13 protein-coding genes and 3 tRNA genes are annotated in these 15,665 nt (G+C 38.6%); 7 read left to right on the top strand and 9 right to left on the bottom strand.

Annotated features, from left to right (window positions below; genetic code table 11):
* Positions 1 to 184: 184 nt before the first annotated feature.
* Positions 185 to 1,213, bottom strand: a complete 1,029-nt coding sequence (locus tag JI723_RS13250; protein ID WP_337979446.1) for a nickel/cobalt transporter — start codon at positions 1,211 to 1,213, stop codon at positions 185 to 187.
* Entirely contained in the window at positions 1,204 to 1,842 is a 639-nt protein-coding gene (locus JI723_RS13245; RefSeq protein ID WP_337979445.1) for a DUF1007 family protein, read from the bottom strand. The genes JI723_RS13250 and JI723_RS13245 overlap by 10 nt, the downstream gene beginning before the upstream one ends.
* A gap of 431 nt (positions 1,843 to 2,273) precedes the next feature.
* On the opposite strand from JI723_RS13245, the gene trhO reads away from it, so the two are divergent.
* Positions 2,274 to 3,320 (top strand): oxygen-dependent tRNA uridine(34) hydroxylase TrhO, encoded by a 1,047-nt coding sequence (trhO, locus tag JI723_RS13240; RefSeq protein WP_070924808.1) that lies wholly within the window; start codon positions 2,274 to 2,276, stop codon positions 3,318 to 3,320.
* 65 nt (positions 3,321 to 3,385) lie between these two features.
* On the opposite strand, the gene JI723_RS13235 is transcribed toward trhO, so the two are convergent.
* From JI723_RS13235 to JI723_RS13215, 5 genes are all read right to left on the bottom strand, one after another.
* Positions 3,386 to 3,979, bottom strand: a complete 594-nt coding sequence (locus tag JI723_RS13235; RefSeq protein WP_272580864.1) for a LuxR C-terminal-related transcriptional regulator — start codon at positions 3,977 to 3,979, stop codon at positions 3,386 to 3,388.
* A gap of 287 nt (positions 3,980 to 4,266) precedes the next feature.
* The gene (bssS, locus tag JI723_RS13230) at positions 4,267 to 4,521 is read right to left on the bottom strand and encodes a biofilm formation regulator BssS (protein ID WP_070924804.1); all 255 of its coding nucleotides are present in this window, start codon (positions 4,519 to 4,521) and stop codon (positions 4,267 to 4,269) included.
* Between the two features lie 211 nt (positions 4,522 to 4,732).
* Complete coding sequence (gene pyrC / locus JI723_RS13225; RefSeq protein ID WP_070924802.1) at positions 4,733 to 5,776, bottom strand: dihydroorotase; 1,044 nt, start codon at positions 5,774 to 5,776, stop codon at positions 4,733 to 4,735.
* 327 nt (positions 5,777 to 6,103) lie between these two features.
* A tRNA-Asn gene (locus JI723_RS13220) sits at positions 6,104 to 6,179 on the bottom strand.
* Positions 6,180 to 6,383: 204 nt separating this feature from the next.
* Positions 6,384 to 6,459 (bottom strand) — tRNA-Asn (locus JI723_RS13215).
* Between the two features lie 221 nt (positions 6,460 to 6,680).
* On the opposite strand from JI723_RS13215, the gene JI723_RS13210 reads away from it, so the two are divergent.
* Complete coding sequence (locus tag JI723_RS13210; RefSeq protein ID WP_337979969.1) at positions 6,681 to 8,396, top strand: arylsulfatase; 1,716 nt, start codon at positions 6,681 to 6,683, stop codon at positions 8,394 to 8,396.
* 9 nt (positions 8,397 to 8,405) lie between these two features.
* A complete protein-coding gene (locus JI723_RS13205) occupies positions 8,406 to 9,587 on the top strand; it encodes an anaerobic sulfatase maturase (RefSeq protein ID WP_337979444.1) in 1,182 nt (393 codons plus the stop codon).
* A gap of 34 nt (positions 9,588 to 9,621) precedes the next feature.
* Here JI723_RS13205 and JI723_RS13200 read toward each other — a convergent pair.
* Positions 9,622 to 9,697: transfer RNA gene (locus tag JI723_RS13200), tRNA-Asn, on the bottom strand.
* Between the two features lie 122 nt (positions 9,698 to 9,819).
* A complete protein-coding gene (locus tag JI723_RS13195; protein ID WP_337979443.1) occupies positions 9,820 to 10,338 on the bottom strand; it encodes a YlaC family protein in 519 nt (172 codons plus the stop codon).
* Positions 10,339 to 10,808: 470 nt separating this feature from the next.
* Here JI723_RS13195 and cspE point away from each other — a divergent pair, with 470 nt between their 5' ends.
* The 4 genes from cspE (at position 10,809) to mgtA (ending at position 15,630) form a co-directional block, all read left to right on the top strand.
* A complete protein-coding gene (gene cspE, locus JI723_RS13190) occupies positions 10,809 to 11,021 on the top strand; it encodes a transcription antiterminator/RNA stability regulator CspE (protein WP_008911725.1) in 213 nt (70 codons plus the stop codon).
* A gap of 233 nt (positions 11,022 to 11,254) precedes the next feature.
* Positions 11,255 to 11,446: a protein DsrB gene (dsrB, locus tag JI723_RS13185; protein WP_070924718.1), complete on the top strand. Its 192-nt coding sequence runs from the start codon at positions 11,255 to 11,257 to the stop codon at positions 11,444 to 11,446.
* A gap of 545 nt (positions 11,447 to 11,991) precedes the next feature.
* Complete coding sequence (locus JI723_RS13180; RefSeq protein WP_070924717.1) at positions 11,992 to 12,690, top strand: MgtC family protein; 699 nt, start codon at positions 11,992 to 11,994, stop codon at positions 12,688 to 12,690.
* A gap of 237 nt (positions 12,691 to 12,927) precedes the next feature.
* Positions 12,928 to 15,630 carry a magnesium-translocating P-type ATPase gene (gene mgtA, locus JI723_RS13175; protein ID WP_337979442.1) on the top strand — a complete coding sequence of 901 codons (2,703 nt, stop codon included), beginning with the start codon at positions 12,928 to 12,930 and terminating at the stop codon, positions 15,628 to 15,630.
* Positions 15,631 to 15,665: the final 35 nt, after the last annotated feature.

Here is a 15,665-nt window from a genome sequence, read left to right as displayed (position 1 = left end):
CTCCCCCGACTATCTTCACTTGTCGCTTACCTGCAACTTGCATTATTTAGAGTATATAAACAGTGATCGAAAGCAGTACTACGCCGCCGATCACTAAATAATTAAAAAGTTGACATTGCGCTTATACGATGTGGCTACCTCATCGTAGTTTCAGGAGGGGGAGCCCTCCTTTTTTTATGTCTCTTTATCGAGAGCGAGGCGCGAGCAGCGGAGAAACCACTTCATTGAGTATGAGACTTTGATACATCAATAGGCCCAATAAAATAAATATCACACCTGCGCAGAGGCTAATTGCGATCCCCCAATAGGGAGACCATGTAAAGCCCTTAGACTTTACCATCTGAGTGGCTACATTTCGCATAGAATAGACAAACAATGCGATAGCGCAAATGGTTAAAGCGGTACCCACTGCCATGGCCAATGCTGCTAGTATTCCCCATTGATACACTCCAATAACATAAGAAAACAGCAGGACTAATAAAGCTCCAGAGCATGGCCTTAATCCCATAGATAGCACCACAATAGCTTGTGTTTTGAGATTGGTGTGTAATTGATGATGAGCGAGCACATGTTGATGCCCACAACCACAGATAGGCTCTACATTGGATGGCGGTTTAATTACTGCATTTGGCTTTGTGCTGTTGAGTACGGAAACCGACTGAATTTTTAACACGGAGGCCGCTTTTTTTTGACGAATTTTCCACCCTTGTCGCAGTGCTTTAAAACAACACAATACACCGAGTAGGATCACGAATGCATAGCTGAGCTTTTCACTGTATTGGCCAATCATGTGTAAGTGGCGAGTAGATAGCTGAAAGATAATTAAAATCACTGATACCAGTACGATAGCAACGAGTCCTTGAAGTAATGAGGCCAATAGGCTTAGGACAACACTCTGTTTTAGTTGGGTCGGTTGAGTGGCAATATATGTGGTAATAATCAGTTTGCCATGCCCTGGGCCAATAGCATGCAGTAATCCATATAAAAAACTAACCCCTATTAACAGCAATCCTGCGTGAAAAGGTTGCTCTTGAGTAGATTGCAGTAGTTCAGTTAGCGATAAATTGAGCTGACGTTGCCATATCACACTCGTTTTTAACCATAATGGCCAATATTGATAAATTTGATAACTGACACCTGCAATCACAACCAGTAATAAAACTGAACCCATTATTTTTAAACGAGATGCATTAATCGTTTGAATTACTGACATTGTATTTTTACCTTCTGTGCAAACTGTAGCCCCAGTGTTTCATCCTCTTCGGGGGATTGGTCAATATCCAAAGAATAGGCATAAAAACGTAGCTCATCGGTAACATCGGGCTCATGTAAGGTGATTTTACATTGTGTTTTAGGCACTTTTGCTGAGTGGAGCGCTTTTTGATCAGGGTAAGTCATACTGACAAAAAAAGTAGGGTCGTAGGTCATAAATTCAATATTGGCACCTTCAACTGGAATGGGGTGCTTTAGTTGTGCGGTGAATGAAAAAATGAGCTGTAATCCATCTCGTTGCAAGCGGTAATTGCTAGGTAATGTTTGAAAAGCTATTTTTTTGCCTTGCGAATAGAAATCGGTGAAATAGTTTTGGGCAAGGATATTTGCCATAATAGCAGCGGCTTGGGCTCGCCATTTTGGTTCGTCCTCTTTACTATTTTTAAGCTCATAGGCGATGTCTGCGGAAGTCATCGGATCCATTTTCCATGTAAATGCCAACCCAACAAATTGGTGTTCTTTGATCTCTGGGGTAACCTGCATATCAATAAAACTATGAGGGTGAGCAAAGCTTTTTGTGGTGAATATCAAACTGAAAAATAGAAATAATATATTGAATTTCATCATCATAGATTAAACAGGTGTGGCGATAATGGTATTGAAGGTTAAATGTTATAATATAACTTAATTTCAATTTGAAATAAATTCAATGATTATTTATCAAAGTGTATAGGGAAAGCGTGCCAACCATAAGGTATTCATTCAATACCTACTTCAGCGCTTAAGATACGAAAATATCATCTCTATTGCCCAGAAGTGTAGCTTCTCAGCCTAGATCATATTTCAGCTCTTCGACATAAATGGTTGGAGATCCTGAAATCAGTCAATATTGCAGATACTGTTCTTCAATTAAATCATTAACAAAACCATTTAATATAAAGGGTTTTTTCTTAACAAAATAACAGCGATAATATTGTTAATGCTTTAGTGTGGACACTTCGTGGACACAATATGCTTTAAAGTTATAAATATTAACTCGTTACAAAGGAAAAGAGAACACCATGCCAGTGTTACATAACCAAGTTTCAAATAAAATTCTAAAAGAACGTATGTTGGCGGAGACCGAACCACGTACGACGATTTCATTTTATAAATATTTTAATATCCAAGATCCTGATGCATTCAGAGATAACTGGTACAAACAATTTAAAGAGCTGAATGTTTTCGGGCGTGTTTACATCGCGAAAGAAGGGATTAATGCGCAAATCAGTGTACCTGAATCTCATGTTGAAGCGCTACGTGAACTCATTTATACCACCAGTCCAGAGCTAGATAATTTACGTTTGAATATTGCTATTGATGATGATGGTAAATCTTTCTGGGTTTTACGCATGAAAGTGCGTGAGCGAGTGGTTGCTGATGGTATTACTGATGAGTCATTTAACCCAGCGAATACTGGGAAGTATCTCAAAGCTCATGAAGTTAATGAGATGATTGATGATCCTGAGACCATTTTTGTTGATATGCGTAATCATTATGAGTATGAAGTTGGTCATTTTGAAAATGCGCTTGAAGTGCCTTCTGATACCTTTAGAGAGCAACTTCCAATGGCAGTTGAAATGCTACAACAACAAAAAGATAAAAATATTGTGATGTATTGCACGGGCGGTATTCGTTGTGAAAAAGCCAGTGCTTATATGTTGCATAATGGCTTTAAAAACGTTTATCACGTTGAAGGCGGTATTATTGAGTATGCACGCAAGGCGAAAGAGCAAGGTTTGCCATTACGCTTTAAAGGTAAAAACTTTGTGTTTGATAACCGTATGGGTGAGCGGATCACTGAAGATATGCTAGCGAATTGTCATCAGTGTGGTGAGCCGTGTGACTCGCATACTAACTGTCGTAATGATGGCTGCCATTTATTGTTTATTCAATGCCCTTCATGCGCTGAAAAATATGAAGGCTGTTGCAGCAGTGCATGTACAGAAGAAATGAAACTGCCAGAAGAAGAGCAACGCGCTCGCCGTGCAGGGCGTGAAGTGAGTAATAAAATATTTAATAAATCACGTCATCGTTTATCCGATGGTTTGTTAAATAATGATAAGTAATTCATATAAATAAAAATATTTATTTTCAGCCCCAATAGTTGTTTAACCAATTATTGGGGCTTTTTTTAATATAAATATTTAAAAATATTATAAATAAAAAATAGTTCAATGCGATTTTTTACATAAACTTTTGATGCAATATGTCTTTTTTGTGAATAAACCGTACTGTTACTGATCCCCAACTTTTTTGAAATAATATGATTAGGTGTTTCATTCATCCAGCTGTTGATTATACACTGTTCTTTTAATGTAAATATTGAAGAATTCGTATTATTGGTTAATTTTATAGTTTCTTCGATTTGCTCGGATTCGTTGATCACTTTATTTAATGTCGGAATAATAATCTTCTTAGACATAATGAAGTAATTATTCTTTAATAACAATGGTTTATCTGATATTGGGTAAGTTGCGTTAATATAAATATAAAATCTTATCTCATTTGAAGTATTTAATAGTTTTTTTAAGGCTAAGCAAAAATGAGAATGATGACAATAGTAGGTTAAATTAACCAGTATAATGGTTGGCTTGCAATTGTTAATACAGTTAATCGCTTCTTTTATACAGCCTACGCTAATAAATTCTAATTTCTTATTAGAAGATAAATATTCAGTAATGCCGACACGAGTATAATAACATTCATCAATGACTAATATTTTCATAAGGAACATCCTTGTTCGAAAAGAATATTACAATAAATTGGAATGGATGCTGAAGTCAATAAGTGAATTATAAATTACGATTAATTGCTCTTATTTTTTTATAATAAAGCAATAATTTTAAATCATATCATTATAAATAGCATAAATTTATAATATGATTGAATTATATAAGAGTAAATATAATTTAAAATGAATTAATGATGTGAATTATTAGAGGGTATTGACTAAGATTGAAAAAATATTAGGTTAATGGATATTTGGTATGTACCAAATATCCATTACTTTCACTAGTGCGTCTTAAAACCTGGTTCTACATAATCGCCGGATTCTATTTTATCAATACCGGCCTGTAGAATATTAATCAGTTGTCTGGCTACATCGGTTGTTAACCACATTGTTTTATCAACAATGGCATTCTCATTTTGTTCACTTTTTTCTGGGAGGTAATGCAAACGTAACATCATTGCATTATAAGCATCAACAGTACTGATGTCCCAGCCAACAACAGGGTGGGTCTGAATTACATCATCTTTTCTATTCATGTACACCTCCTAATCATACTGCGAGATAAATATATATCGATAACTGACTAAGGGCGAAAACTCATACGCAATGAGTACTTGTTAGTATAAGGGGATTTTGCTAATTGAAAAGGGGGTTACTGACTTTTTTATGCAGAAATAGCAGTTAATGCACAAAAACTTAACATATAATAAATAAATCAACGGGGAATAAATTCCCCGTTGAAAACATTTAATCGAGATTACGTATAGTCCAGCGAGAATCTTCGCCTGCAAGGAATGGGATTAGTTTATCATTACCACACTCAATGGTTTCTGTAGTGATATTTTGCTCTTTCGTTAACTGAATATAGCCTTCATTGACAGGTAAATTATAGAATTTTGGACCATTTAATGAACAGAATGCTTCAAAGTGCTCTAATGCCCCTAATTCTTCGAATACGGTTGCATAAGCTGCCAGTGCGGTTGGCGCATTAAATACACCAGCGCAACCACAAGACGATTCTTTACGGTGCTGGGCATGCGGTGCGGTATCTGTCCCTAAAAAGAAACGATCGCTCCCTGATGCCACGGCTGTACGCAACGCTTCTTGATGAATATTACGTTTGAGAATAGGTAAGCAATACAAGTGAGGGCGAACGCCCCCGACTAACATATGATTACGGTTAAACATTAAATGTTGAGGGGTCAGTGTCGCGGCTAAAGAACCATCAGCTTCTTGTACATATTGTGCTGCTTCTTTAGTTGTAATGTGCTCAAAAACGACTTTCAATTTAGGGAATGCCTTTCTGAGCGGCTCCATCACTTGTTCAATAAAACGCGCTTCGCGGTCAAAAATATCAATATCACTGGCGGTGACTTCACCATGGATCAGTAAAGGCATACCCGCTTGCTCCATGGCTGCCAGTACCGAATAGATATTTTTAATATCCGATACACCATGACTTGAATTGGTTGTTGCGTTGGCTGGATATAATTTACATGCAGTAAATACACCCTCATTAAAACCACGGATCAATTCATCAGCATTTGTGCTATCAGTTAAATAGCATGTCATCAATGGGGTAAATTGCTGACCAGCAGGAACAGCTTGAATGATACGTTCGCGATAGGCTTTTGCCATTTCAATGGTTGTCACGGGTGGGACTAAGTTTGGCATGACAATGGCACGACCGAAAAATTGACTGGTGTAAGGTACAACTGTTTTTAGCATCTCGCCATCGCGAAAATGAACATGCCAATCATCAGGGCGGCGAATAGTTAAAGTTGTTGTCATGAAACCGGCTCCGTAAGGGGGAAATAAAATGATGAGCGAGGTGCTGCTTAAGCCGGGACAGGATCTTATACTCGTCATACTTCAAGTTGCAGCGTTGTTGGCTGCATTTATTCGTACTAGTCACATAGTTTTCTATGCTCCCAGCGACTCATTCACTTGCCGCCTAGCCGCACCTCGAATTATTTAGAGTATAAAGCGACGATGATAAAATATCTATGTTAATTAATGATTATCTTGCTAGGCAGTGAAAATGGTTGGTAACACGCTAAGGATATATAATTAAAAGGGAAATAAATGGAATAACGATATAGACGGGGATCTTTAAGTTGGCTCCTCCAGCTGGACTCGAACCAGCGACATACGGATTAACAGTCCGCCGTTCTACCGACTGAACTATGGAGGAACTCCTTAAAGCGAGACGAATATTAGCCTTACCGATGTGAAATGTCAAAGAAGAAACCACAATAAAAGTTTGATTGCCTGTTATGTGATCGAATCGATGCAAGTTTCACCGAAAGGCAATATTTAAGGTGATTAAGAGGGGGGAGAGGGAAAAGGTAAGCCCATAAAAGCAAAAAGCCTGCTATAAAAGCAGGCTTTTTAAATTTGGCTCCTCCAGCTGGACTTGAACCAGCGACATACGGATTAACAGTCCGCCGTTCTACCGACTGAACTATGGAGGAATTGCTTTGTTCCTGAGAACGAGGCGCATATTACCCATCCTGCCGTTCGTTGTAAAGCATAAATATTAAAAAAAACGTCAAGTGATTGCTAAATAAGCAAATTGGTGATTATGTCAGCGAAAAGTAGTCCTATAGCTATCATACTGAAGAACGATAGCCATAGGGGGAAACAATATTTAACGTTAATATCACAAATAATTAACAACAATGGATAGGCTATGATCAAAAAAACGATGTTAGCAGTTGCATTAAGTTCAGTTATTTCAGGGGCTACATTTGGTGAAACCAATGAAAAACCTAATGTTCTCATTATTATTGCTGATGATATGGGCTATTCAGACATAAGCCCATTTGGTGGGGAAATTCCAACGCCAAATTTACAAGAGATGGCTGATCAAGGCGTTAGAATGAGTCAATATTATACCTCGCCTATGTCAGCTCCTGCTCGTTCAATGTTGATGACTGGGGCAACCAACCAGCAAGCAGGAATGGGGGGAATGTGGTGGTACGAAAACACGGTCGGCCAACCAGGTTATGAATTACGTTTAACTGATCGTGTCGTCACGATGGCGGAACGTTTTCAAGATGCGGGTTATAATACTTTAATGTCAGGTAAATGGCATTTAGGTTATACCAAAGGCGCTAGACCGACAGATAGAGGATTTAATCAAGCATTTGCTTTTATGGGAGGAGGAACTAGCCACTTTGATGATGCGATGCCTTTAGGCACCGTAGAAAGTTTTCATACCTACTACACATTAAATGGTGAAAAGACGTCATTACCAAGCGATTTTTACTCAAGCAAAAACTATGCTCAGCAGCTTGAGCAGTGGATTAAGCAGACACCTAAAGATCAGCCCATATTTGCTTACCTTGCATTTACCGCTCCTCACGACCCAATCCAAGCCCCTGATGATTGGATCAGTAAATTTGATGGCCAATATGATGAAGGATTTGGCAAAGTCTATCGCCAGCGTATCAATCGATTGAAGGAGCTTGGTATTATTAATGATAAAACGCCAATGCCCGAGCTTGATCTTGATAAAGAGTGGGAACAGCTGACTTCTGAAGAAAAACGTTATGCGGCTAAAACCATGCAAGTTTATGCGGCGATGATTGCCTATATGGACGATCAGATTGGTGGCGTGATCAATACACTCAAAGAAACAGGAAGAGATAAAAATACCATTATTATTTTTGCTACAGATAATGGCGCTAACCCTGCATCCGGCTTTTATTATGAATCTGAACCTGAATATTGGGAGCAGTTTGATAATAGCTATGAAAATATTGGCCGTAAGAATTCTTTTGTTTCTGTGGGACCTCATTGGGCTAATGTTAGCAATGCCCCTTATGCGAATTTTCATAAAACAACCAGTGCACAAGGAGGAATCAACACTGATCTGATTATCACAGGGCCGGGTATTGGCAAAGCGGGGAGTATTGATAACACCCCGATGGCCGTATATGACATTGCGCCAACGCTATATGAATTTGCCGGTATTGATGCAAATAAGCGGATTAAAAACATTCATCCACTTCCTATGTTAGGAACCAGTTTTAAATCTCATTTACTTGATAAAGCTAATATTAATTCACAATATTCATTTGGTGTCGAATTACATAATCAGGCGGCATTGGTTGACGGTGATTGGAAGTTAAGGCGCTTAGTTAAAGGTTCGCCAAAAGCAGAAATGGCACCATGGCAATTATTTAATTTAAAAGACGACCCTCTTGAAACACAAGATGTGTCAGCAAAGCACCCTGATATTGTTAAGAAACTACAACAGCAATATGAACAGTTTGCTGCGACAGGCATGATTATTGAAGCGAAGGGGGAAGCGGTTGATTATATCGGTGTTGATGAGTCGAGTGGTCATTATATTGGTATTGATCCGAAAACCAATAAACGTATTGAATCCGTACCAGTGAAATAAGGGGGGAACATGAAAATCGCATTTTATGACCCTCCGGTATTGCAGACAAAGCCATTAAGATCGGCGATCCCGTTTCATATACTGTTAAAGCCAGTTGGCGCTGGTTGTAATTTAAAGTGTGATTATTGCTACTATCCCCAATCCGAGCAACAAAAAGCGGTTCCGATGATAAAAGCGATGCTAGAGCCTTTTATCAAAAACTATGTTGCTGCTCAGCCAGCTTATAGCAAAGAAATCAATTTTGTATGGCAAGGCGGTGAGCCGTTATTGGCAGGGTTGGACTTTTACAAGCGGGCAGTATCATTACAGAAACACTATACCCCGCAGGGCGTGCGCATTATTAATACGTTGCAAACCAATGCAACATTACTGACTCCTGCTTGGTGCCGCTTTCTCAAACAACATGATTTTATTATTGGAGTGAGTCTTGATGGTCCTGAAGAGGTGCATAATCGTTATCGTCATAACCGAAAAGGAAATATCGGGAGCTACGATGAGGTCATCAAAGGTATTCGCTTGCTCCAACAATTTGAGATTGAATTTAACATACTGACTGTTATCCATGATGACGTTGCGGATCTTGGTCGGGAAATTTACCTTCATTTTGTTCAACTTGGGGGGCGTTATATTCAATTTCAGCCGTTAATGTTAGAAGGTGATGCTCTTGGGCAAGGTTTTACATTGAGCGCAGAGAATTGGGGTAAATTTTTAAATAGTGTTTATCAACAATGGCAACAACATCATCACCTTGGTAAGGTATTCGTGATGAATATTGAGCAAGTTTATAGCCAATATTTTACCCAAGTGAGTACTTCGTGTGTACATTCAGAACGCTGCGGTACAAATATGATGATGGAAACAAAAGGAGAGATTTACGCATGTGACCACCAAGCAGACCAACGCCATTATTTAGGTCTGTTTAATGGTGAAAAAGGATTGAGTGATTTTGTAAATTCATCAGTGGCATTGCCTTTTGGGCAAAATAAAAGCCGTCGTAAAGAGTGCCAACAGTGTGATGTGAAAATGGTTTGCCAAGGTGGTTGCCCAGCTCATGTTAATCAATCAGGCCGCAATCAATTATGTGAAGGCTATTATGCCTTTTTCAGTAATGTATTAAAGCCAGTAAGACAATATGCTCGCAATGCACAAGGTGTGCAGAGTTGGCGCAGAGAAGTGCTAGGTATCAGATAGCAAAAAGCCCGCTATAAAGCGGGCTTTTCAAATTTGGCTCCTCCAGCTGGACTTGAACCAGCGACATACGGATTAACAGTCCGCCGTTCTACCGACTGAACTATGGAGGAATTGCTTTGTTCCTGAGAACGAGGCGAATATTAGCGATATCACCTCAGACTGTCAACGATAAAAACACAAAAATAATTCGTTTGGTTATTGACTGTGCATTATGGTTGATTTTTATTCTATATTATTGATATTGCGCTTTATTCTGTGCCATCACTGTCGTTTGTGTTGGCGATGGAATTTCAGGATAGGCAATATGGTAAATATCATAAAACGACAATGTTCCTTTAAGTGCCATCAAACGGTTTATTTCTTGCTTAATTGCATGATTAACTTCATCTGAATCAAGGATTTTTTGAATAGAGGATGGTGAAACTTCTTCAGTGACGAACCACTCTCCATTATAGCAAACCCGCAGGTCAAGCACTCCAATATCTTCAAAACGATAAACTGGCTTAATATCAAACAGCAAAACAGCACCTAATATAATAAATAATAGAGTAAAGCCAAGCATCCAATACACGCCAAAGTAGGACGCATAGAGGACTAAGATTGCCAATGGGATATAAGCGGCAACCATACCAATACATAGATAAGGATGGTTAGCGATGAATTGGCTGTTGAAGTAAGGTTTTCCATCACGTTTTTCATTTTTATTGATGGTATCCAAATCTTCTATAAGTATTTGTTTAATAATATCCATGATGTGACCGCTCTTTGTAAGACTTCTATGCATGAAGAGTATCATGCGTAAATGAAATTGTTATATATCAATTATGAAAAATTTTGAGTGTAATTGTTTCAGGGTAAGAATTATCTGACTGAGTGGTTGGGCGGTTTACCTTCATAAAACTTTAAATTATCAACAAAATGCAAAGTTTTTGTTAACCCAATTATCGGAAAAGTGACACAACCGAAAAAACAGCATTTTTTTAAGGGGGATCCATACAAAATAGTTGCTATTATCCTTAACTCATGAGTTAATGAGTATCGGCCTGTTTAGCAGTCCTATTTGATGTACGATTACTGAGTTATTGTGTTCGAAAGAGAGAGTTATCCCTGATAGCCTTTGACCGTTACGCTTCATCTTGGTTTTTTCCTGTTAAATAGTAGACTCCGGCCAATATATGCCGAAAAGGCAAGTTTTTTTTGATGTTATATAGGAAAAGTCAAATGTCCGACAAAATGAAAGGTCAAGTTAAGTGGTTCAACGAGTCTAAAGGCTTCGGTTTCATCACTCCTGCTGATGGTAGCAAAGACGTTTTCGTTCACTTCTCTGCCATTCAGGGCGCTGGTTTCAAAACTCTGGCTGAAGGCCAGCAAGTTGAATTCACCATTGAAAACGGTGCAAAAGGCCCAGCAGCTGCTAACGTAACTGCAATCTAAGCTTAATTGCTTAACTGATTTCTAAAGCCCGTCATTTTAATGACGGGCTTTTTCGTATCCGCTATACTCGATCCTGTATATATTCGTGACACTTCAAGTTGCAGCGCCTTTCATCAAGGTATGGTGATCACACTCATTCGCATTAGTTACTGCATTTTGTGATTCATTTGCTTACCGACTAACTGCATCTTGAATTATTTTGTGTATACATTTTTATTGGAGACTACCGCCTAATGAAAATCCATGACCGTGTTTATGTGAAAACAGATGGCCAAGAGCGCCGTGAAGGTAAAATCTTACTGATTGAGCCATTTAATGAAGGGGTTATGTATTTAGTTTCTTTGCCTGATTACCCTGGTGGTATCTGGTTTTTTAATGAAAAAGAGGGCGGAAAAGGGGTTTTTGTTACACCGATTGAAAATTAAATTTATTATACTCGTTATATTTCGAGTTCAATGGTTTGGTTGGAGTATAGCGGCTGGATTCATTCGCTGCTCATCACATGTTTATGGATATTCCTAACACCTTATTCACTTACCATCTAGCAGTACTTCGAATTATTTAGAGTATAAAAATAATATTAAGGCTTTACTTCATAAATTTAGCAATCTATACTTCTTGCAAATTTTCTTAGGAGATAATTACTTGGACAGTCAGAGTTGTAATAAAAATTTAAATTTACTGGCAAGTTATTAATTATCTATTCTATTAACTGCTTGCCACTAGTGACTAATAGGGTAGGCAGTATCCAGCGTTAACTCACTCGATACTCCTTTTTACAGTTGTTTACTATCAACAACTTAAGTTTTATTGCGAGTACAGATCATGAAGATCTACCTTTATTCATTATTTCCTCCAGGCAATAGCCAATAATTTCTGAATAATTATTTAATTATTCAAACTTAAGGTGCTATGGATTTAATTCCATATATTTTGCTATCCAAAATATCTATTTTTTGGAGGAATACTCATGTTATTTACATTCGAAATTTTAAATTTAGCTTCCGCAATGTGCTTAGGTGCTTTAATTGGCGCTGAGCGCCAATGGCGCCAACGTATGGCTGGTCTTCGCACTAATGCATTGGTTGCAACGGGGGCGGCGGTATTTATTTTAAGTTCTGTAACGACATCACCTGATAGCCCTGGAAGGATTGCTGCGCAAGTCGTTTCAGGGATCGGCTTTCTAGGTGCAGGCGTGATCATGCGCGAAGGGATGAACATTCGAGGTCTGAATACAGCGGCAACACTGTGGTGTTCAGCGGGGATCGGCGTGCTATGTGGCTTAGGGCAATATTCTTTGGCGGTTATGGCTACACTGCTGATCCTATGCGCCAATATTTTATTGAGAGAAGCTGCACAACGTATTAATAAGCAGCCACAACAGCAAGCGCTTGATGTTGAACAGAGTTATAAGATCCGTGTTATGTGTCATCAAGGTGATGAAATACTCGTTAGGACACTGATTTTGCAAGCCATAAATGGATTACACATTCGCCTACAGTCATTAAGTAGTGCCGATACACTGAAACCTGAACAGTTAGAAGTTGTTGCTGAATTTTTAGCAACACCTGCGGAACAAAAAGAAATTGAAGCGCTGGTTTGTCGGATCAGTCTTGAACAAAGTGTCAGTGCTATCAACTGGAAAGTGGCATCAGAGTTACCAGCCTGATTGCTGAAGAACGATTAACTAAAGGAGCCAAAATGGACGATCACCCTCCGTCATGGAGAAAATATGGGAGCTATCTAACGATGAATAAAGATACTCGTCATACTTCAAGTTGCTGTATTGTTGACTAGGTTTATTACTCCAGTCACCTATCTGTACCTCGAATTATTTAGAGTCAACTTATTTTCAGTTAGATAGCGGTTATAAAAGCATCATAAGTGCTAGATAGAGATAAGTATCATGACTGAAATAAGGCATCAACGTAAAAGTGCTAAAGCACCCGTGCGCCAAAAATTCATTGTTGGTGAACAAGCAAGTAAAACAATGGAACAAGTGTTGAATGAATATCAAACTAACCTATTGGGCTTGTCTGATAATGAAGCATTGGATCGCTTAGTGACTGAAGGCGAAAATGAAGTCGCTCATGAAAAAGCACCACCGGCATGGAAGCAACTCCTTTCATCATTTAAAAATCCTTTCATTTTTGTATTAATAACATTAGCGATAGTGAGTTTCTTTACTGACTATCTGATCCCCGAGCGACAAGGTGAAGAAACTGATTTAACAGGGGTTATCATCATTGTCACTATGGTGCTACTGAGTGGATTGTTACGGTTTTGGCAAGAATATCGTACCAATAAAGCTGCGGAGGCACTGAAATCTTTAGTGCGCACAACTGCAACAGTATTTCGCCGTGATAATAAAACTGGGCGCTCCGTACGCAAAGAGGTACCGATAAAATGCCTTGTTCCCGGTGATATCGTGCTGTTATCAGCGGGAGATATGGTACCTGCTGATCTTAAATTGATTGAATCGCGAGACTTATTTATCAGCCAAGCGATACTTACCGGTGAATCAATCCCTGTTGAAAAATATGACACTTTAGGTGATGTAACCGCTAAAAGTATTGAGCCAACATCACCGACTGAAAATGAATTATTAGAGATGTCTAATATTTGTTTGATGGGAACCAACGTAACTAGCGGTACAGCAAGAGGGATTGTGGTTGCGACGGGGGGGAAAACATACTTAGGTTCATTAGCCAAGTCAATTGTGGGTAGTCGTGCGCAAACGGCGTTTGATCGCGGTGTTAACAGTGTGAGTTGGTTACTGATCCGTTTCATGTTAGTCATGGTACCGATTGTTTTACTGATTAATGGTTTTACAAAAGGTGATTGGTTTGAAGCAACCTTGTTTTCCCTTGCCGTGGCTGTTGGACTAACACCAGAAATGCTCCCGATGATTGTCAGTTCAAACTTAGCCAAAGGGGCTATTGCCATGTCTAAACACAAGGTGATAGTCAAAAGGTTGAATGCTATTCAAAACTTTGGGGCGATGGATGTTCTGTGCACAGATAAAACGGGGACATTGACACAAGATCGGATCATATTAGAGCATTATCTTGATAGTGATGGGCAGAAAGATAATCAAATTTTGCAACTGGCTTGGTTGAATAGTTTTAATCAAAGCGGTGCAAAAAATATGATGGATCAGGCGATTATCCGTCGAGGAAGAGGAAAAGATGATATCGAACATCTACGGGCGTATCAAAAAATCGATGAGTTACCTTTTGATTTTGTACGCCGCAAACTCTCCGTTACGGTCAGAACGCCGGAGGGTGACGCACTATTGATTTGCAAAGGTGCGGCAGAAGAGATGTTAGCTGTATGTACTCACTATCAGCAAAATGGTCAATCTCAACTGTTGGATCAGCAAGCTAGAGAACACATCACTGAATTAGTGAGTGACTATAATCGTCAAGGTTTTCGAGTGTTATTGCTTGCTACTCGTGTATTAAATAATGATGAGGCAAGTTTACCTCTTTCTGCTTTAGCTGAGGAACAGCTCGAATTACGTGGTATTTTGACTTTCCTTGATCCCCCAAAAGAAAGTGCAATTGCTGCAATTGCGGCGCTGCGTGAAAATGGTGTGACGGTAAAAGTATTAACGGGTGATAATGCCGTTATTACCGAAAAAATTTGTCATGATGTTGGCTTAAATATCAGTGAAATTATGACGGGTCTTGAGGTTGAAGCATTATCTGATGAACAACTAAAGCAAAAAGTTGAACAGGTATCCGTATTTTGTAAGCTAACGCCGTTACAAAAATCGAGAATTTTAAAATTACTGCAAGCAAATGGTCATACCGTTGGGTTCTTAGGTGATGGTATTAATGATGCACCTGCATTACGTGATGCCGATGTGGGTATTTCCGTTGATACAGGCACTGATATTGCCAAGGAGTCAGCAGACATTATTTTGTTAGAAAAAGATTTAATGGTTTTGGAGCAAGGTGTTATTAAGGGAAGAGAAACTTTTGGTAATATCATCAAATATTTGAATATGACCGCTAGCTCTAATTTTGGTAATGTGTTTTCAGTTTTAATTGCCAGCGCATTTATTCCTTTTTTACCCATATTAGCTATCCATCTATTAGTGCAAAATTTGCTGTATGATATTTCCCAATTAGCATTACCTTGGGATAAAATGGACAAAGAATTTTTAAAACGTCCACGTAAATGGGATGCTAAAAATATTGGTCGTTTTATGGTGTGGATAGGACCCACATCGTCGATATTTGATATTACTACCTTTGCATTAATGTGGTATGTATTCCAAGCAAATAGTGTTGCACATGAAGCGTTATTTCAATCGGGTTGGTTTGTCGAAGGATTATTATCACAAACATTAGTGGTTCATATGTTACGTACACAGAAAATTCCTTTTATTCAAAGTACTGCGGCATTACCGGTATTATTAACAACAGGGCTAATTATGGCACTTGGTTTATATATTCCATTCTCACCATTCGGTGCAATGATTGGCCTACAACCGTTGCCTATTGAGTACTTCCCATGGTTAGTATTAACCTTAGTCAGTTATTGTGTCGTTGCTCAACTTATGAAACAGTTTTATATAAAACGTTTTGGAACTTGGTTGTAATATATCGATATATGATATAAGCGAAAAACAGTAAG

Origin of the sequence: Providencia manganoxydans (assembly GCF_016618195.1) — a bacterium.
Taxonomy (GTDB): Bacteria; Pseudomonadota; Gammaproteobacteria; order Enterobacterales; family Enterobacteriaceae; genus Providencia; species Providencia manganoxydans.
The sequence above is the reverse complement of the archived record's forward strand: the minus strand, read 5'-3'. Positions and strand labels throughout refer to the sequence as shown.

What these genes read in the sequence shown, in the direction of transcription:
- JI723_RS13250 (WP_337979446.1), bottom strand. Translation starts at nt 1,213, where the DNA reads ATGTCAGTAATTCAAACGATTAATGCATCTCGTTTAAAAATAATGGGT.
- JI723_RS13245 (WP_337979445.1), bottom strand. Translation starts at nt 1,842, where the DNA reads ATGATGATGAAATTCAATATATTATTTCTATTTTTCAGTTTGATATTC.
- trhO (WP_070924808.1), top strand. Translation starts at nt 2,274, where the DNA reads ATGCCAGTGTTACATAACCAAGTTTCAAATAAAATTCTAAAAGAACGT.
- JI723_RS13235 (WP_272580864.1), bottom strand. Translation starts at nt 3,979, where the DNA reads ATGAAAATATTAGTCATTGATGAATGTTATTATACTCGTGTCGGCATT.
- bssS (WP_070924804.1), bottom strand. Translation starts at nt 4,521, where the DNA reads ATGAATAGAAAAGATGATGTAATTCAGACCCACCCTGTTGTTGGCTGG.
- pyrC (WP_070924802.1), bottom strand. Translation starts at nt 5,776, where the DNA reads ATGACAACAACTTTAACTATTCGCCGCCCTGATGATTGGCATGTTCAT.
- JI723_RS13205 (WP_337979444.1), top strand. Translation starts at nt 8,406, where the DNA reads ATGAAAATCGCATTTTATGACCCTCCGGTATTGCAGACAAAGCCATTA.
- JI723_RS13195 (WP_337979443.1), bottom strand. Translation starts at nt 10,338, where the DNA reads ATGGATATTATTAAACAAATACTTATAGAAGATTTGGATACCATCAAT.
- cspE (WP_008911725.1), top strand. Translation starts at nt 10,809, where the DNA reads ATGTCCGACAAAATGAAAGGTCAAGTTAAGTGGTTCAACGAGTCTAAA.
- dsrB (WP_070924718.1), top strand. Translation starts at nt 11,255, where the DNA reads ATGAAAATCCATGACCGTGTTTATGTGAAAACAGATGGCCAAGAGCGC.
- JI723_RS13180 (WP_070924717.1), top strand. Translation starts at nt 11,992, where the DNA reads ATGTTATTTACATTCGAAATTTTAAATTTAGCTTCCGCAATGTGCTTA.
- mgtA (WP_337979442.1), top strand. Translation starts at nt 12,928, where the DNA reads ATGACTGAAATAAGGCATCAACGTAAAAGTGCTAAAGCACCCGTGCGC.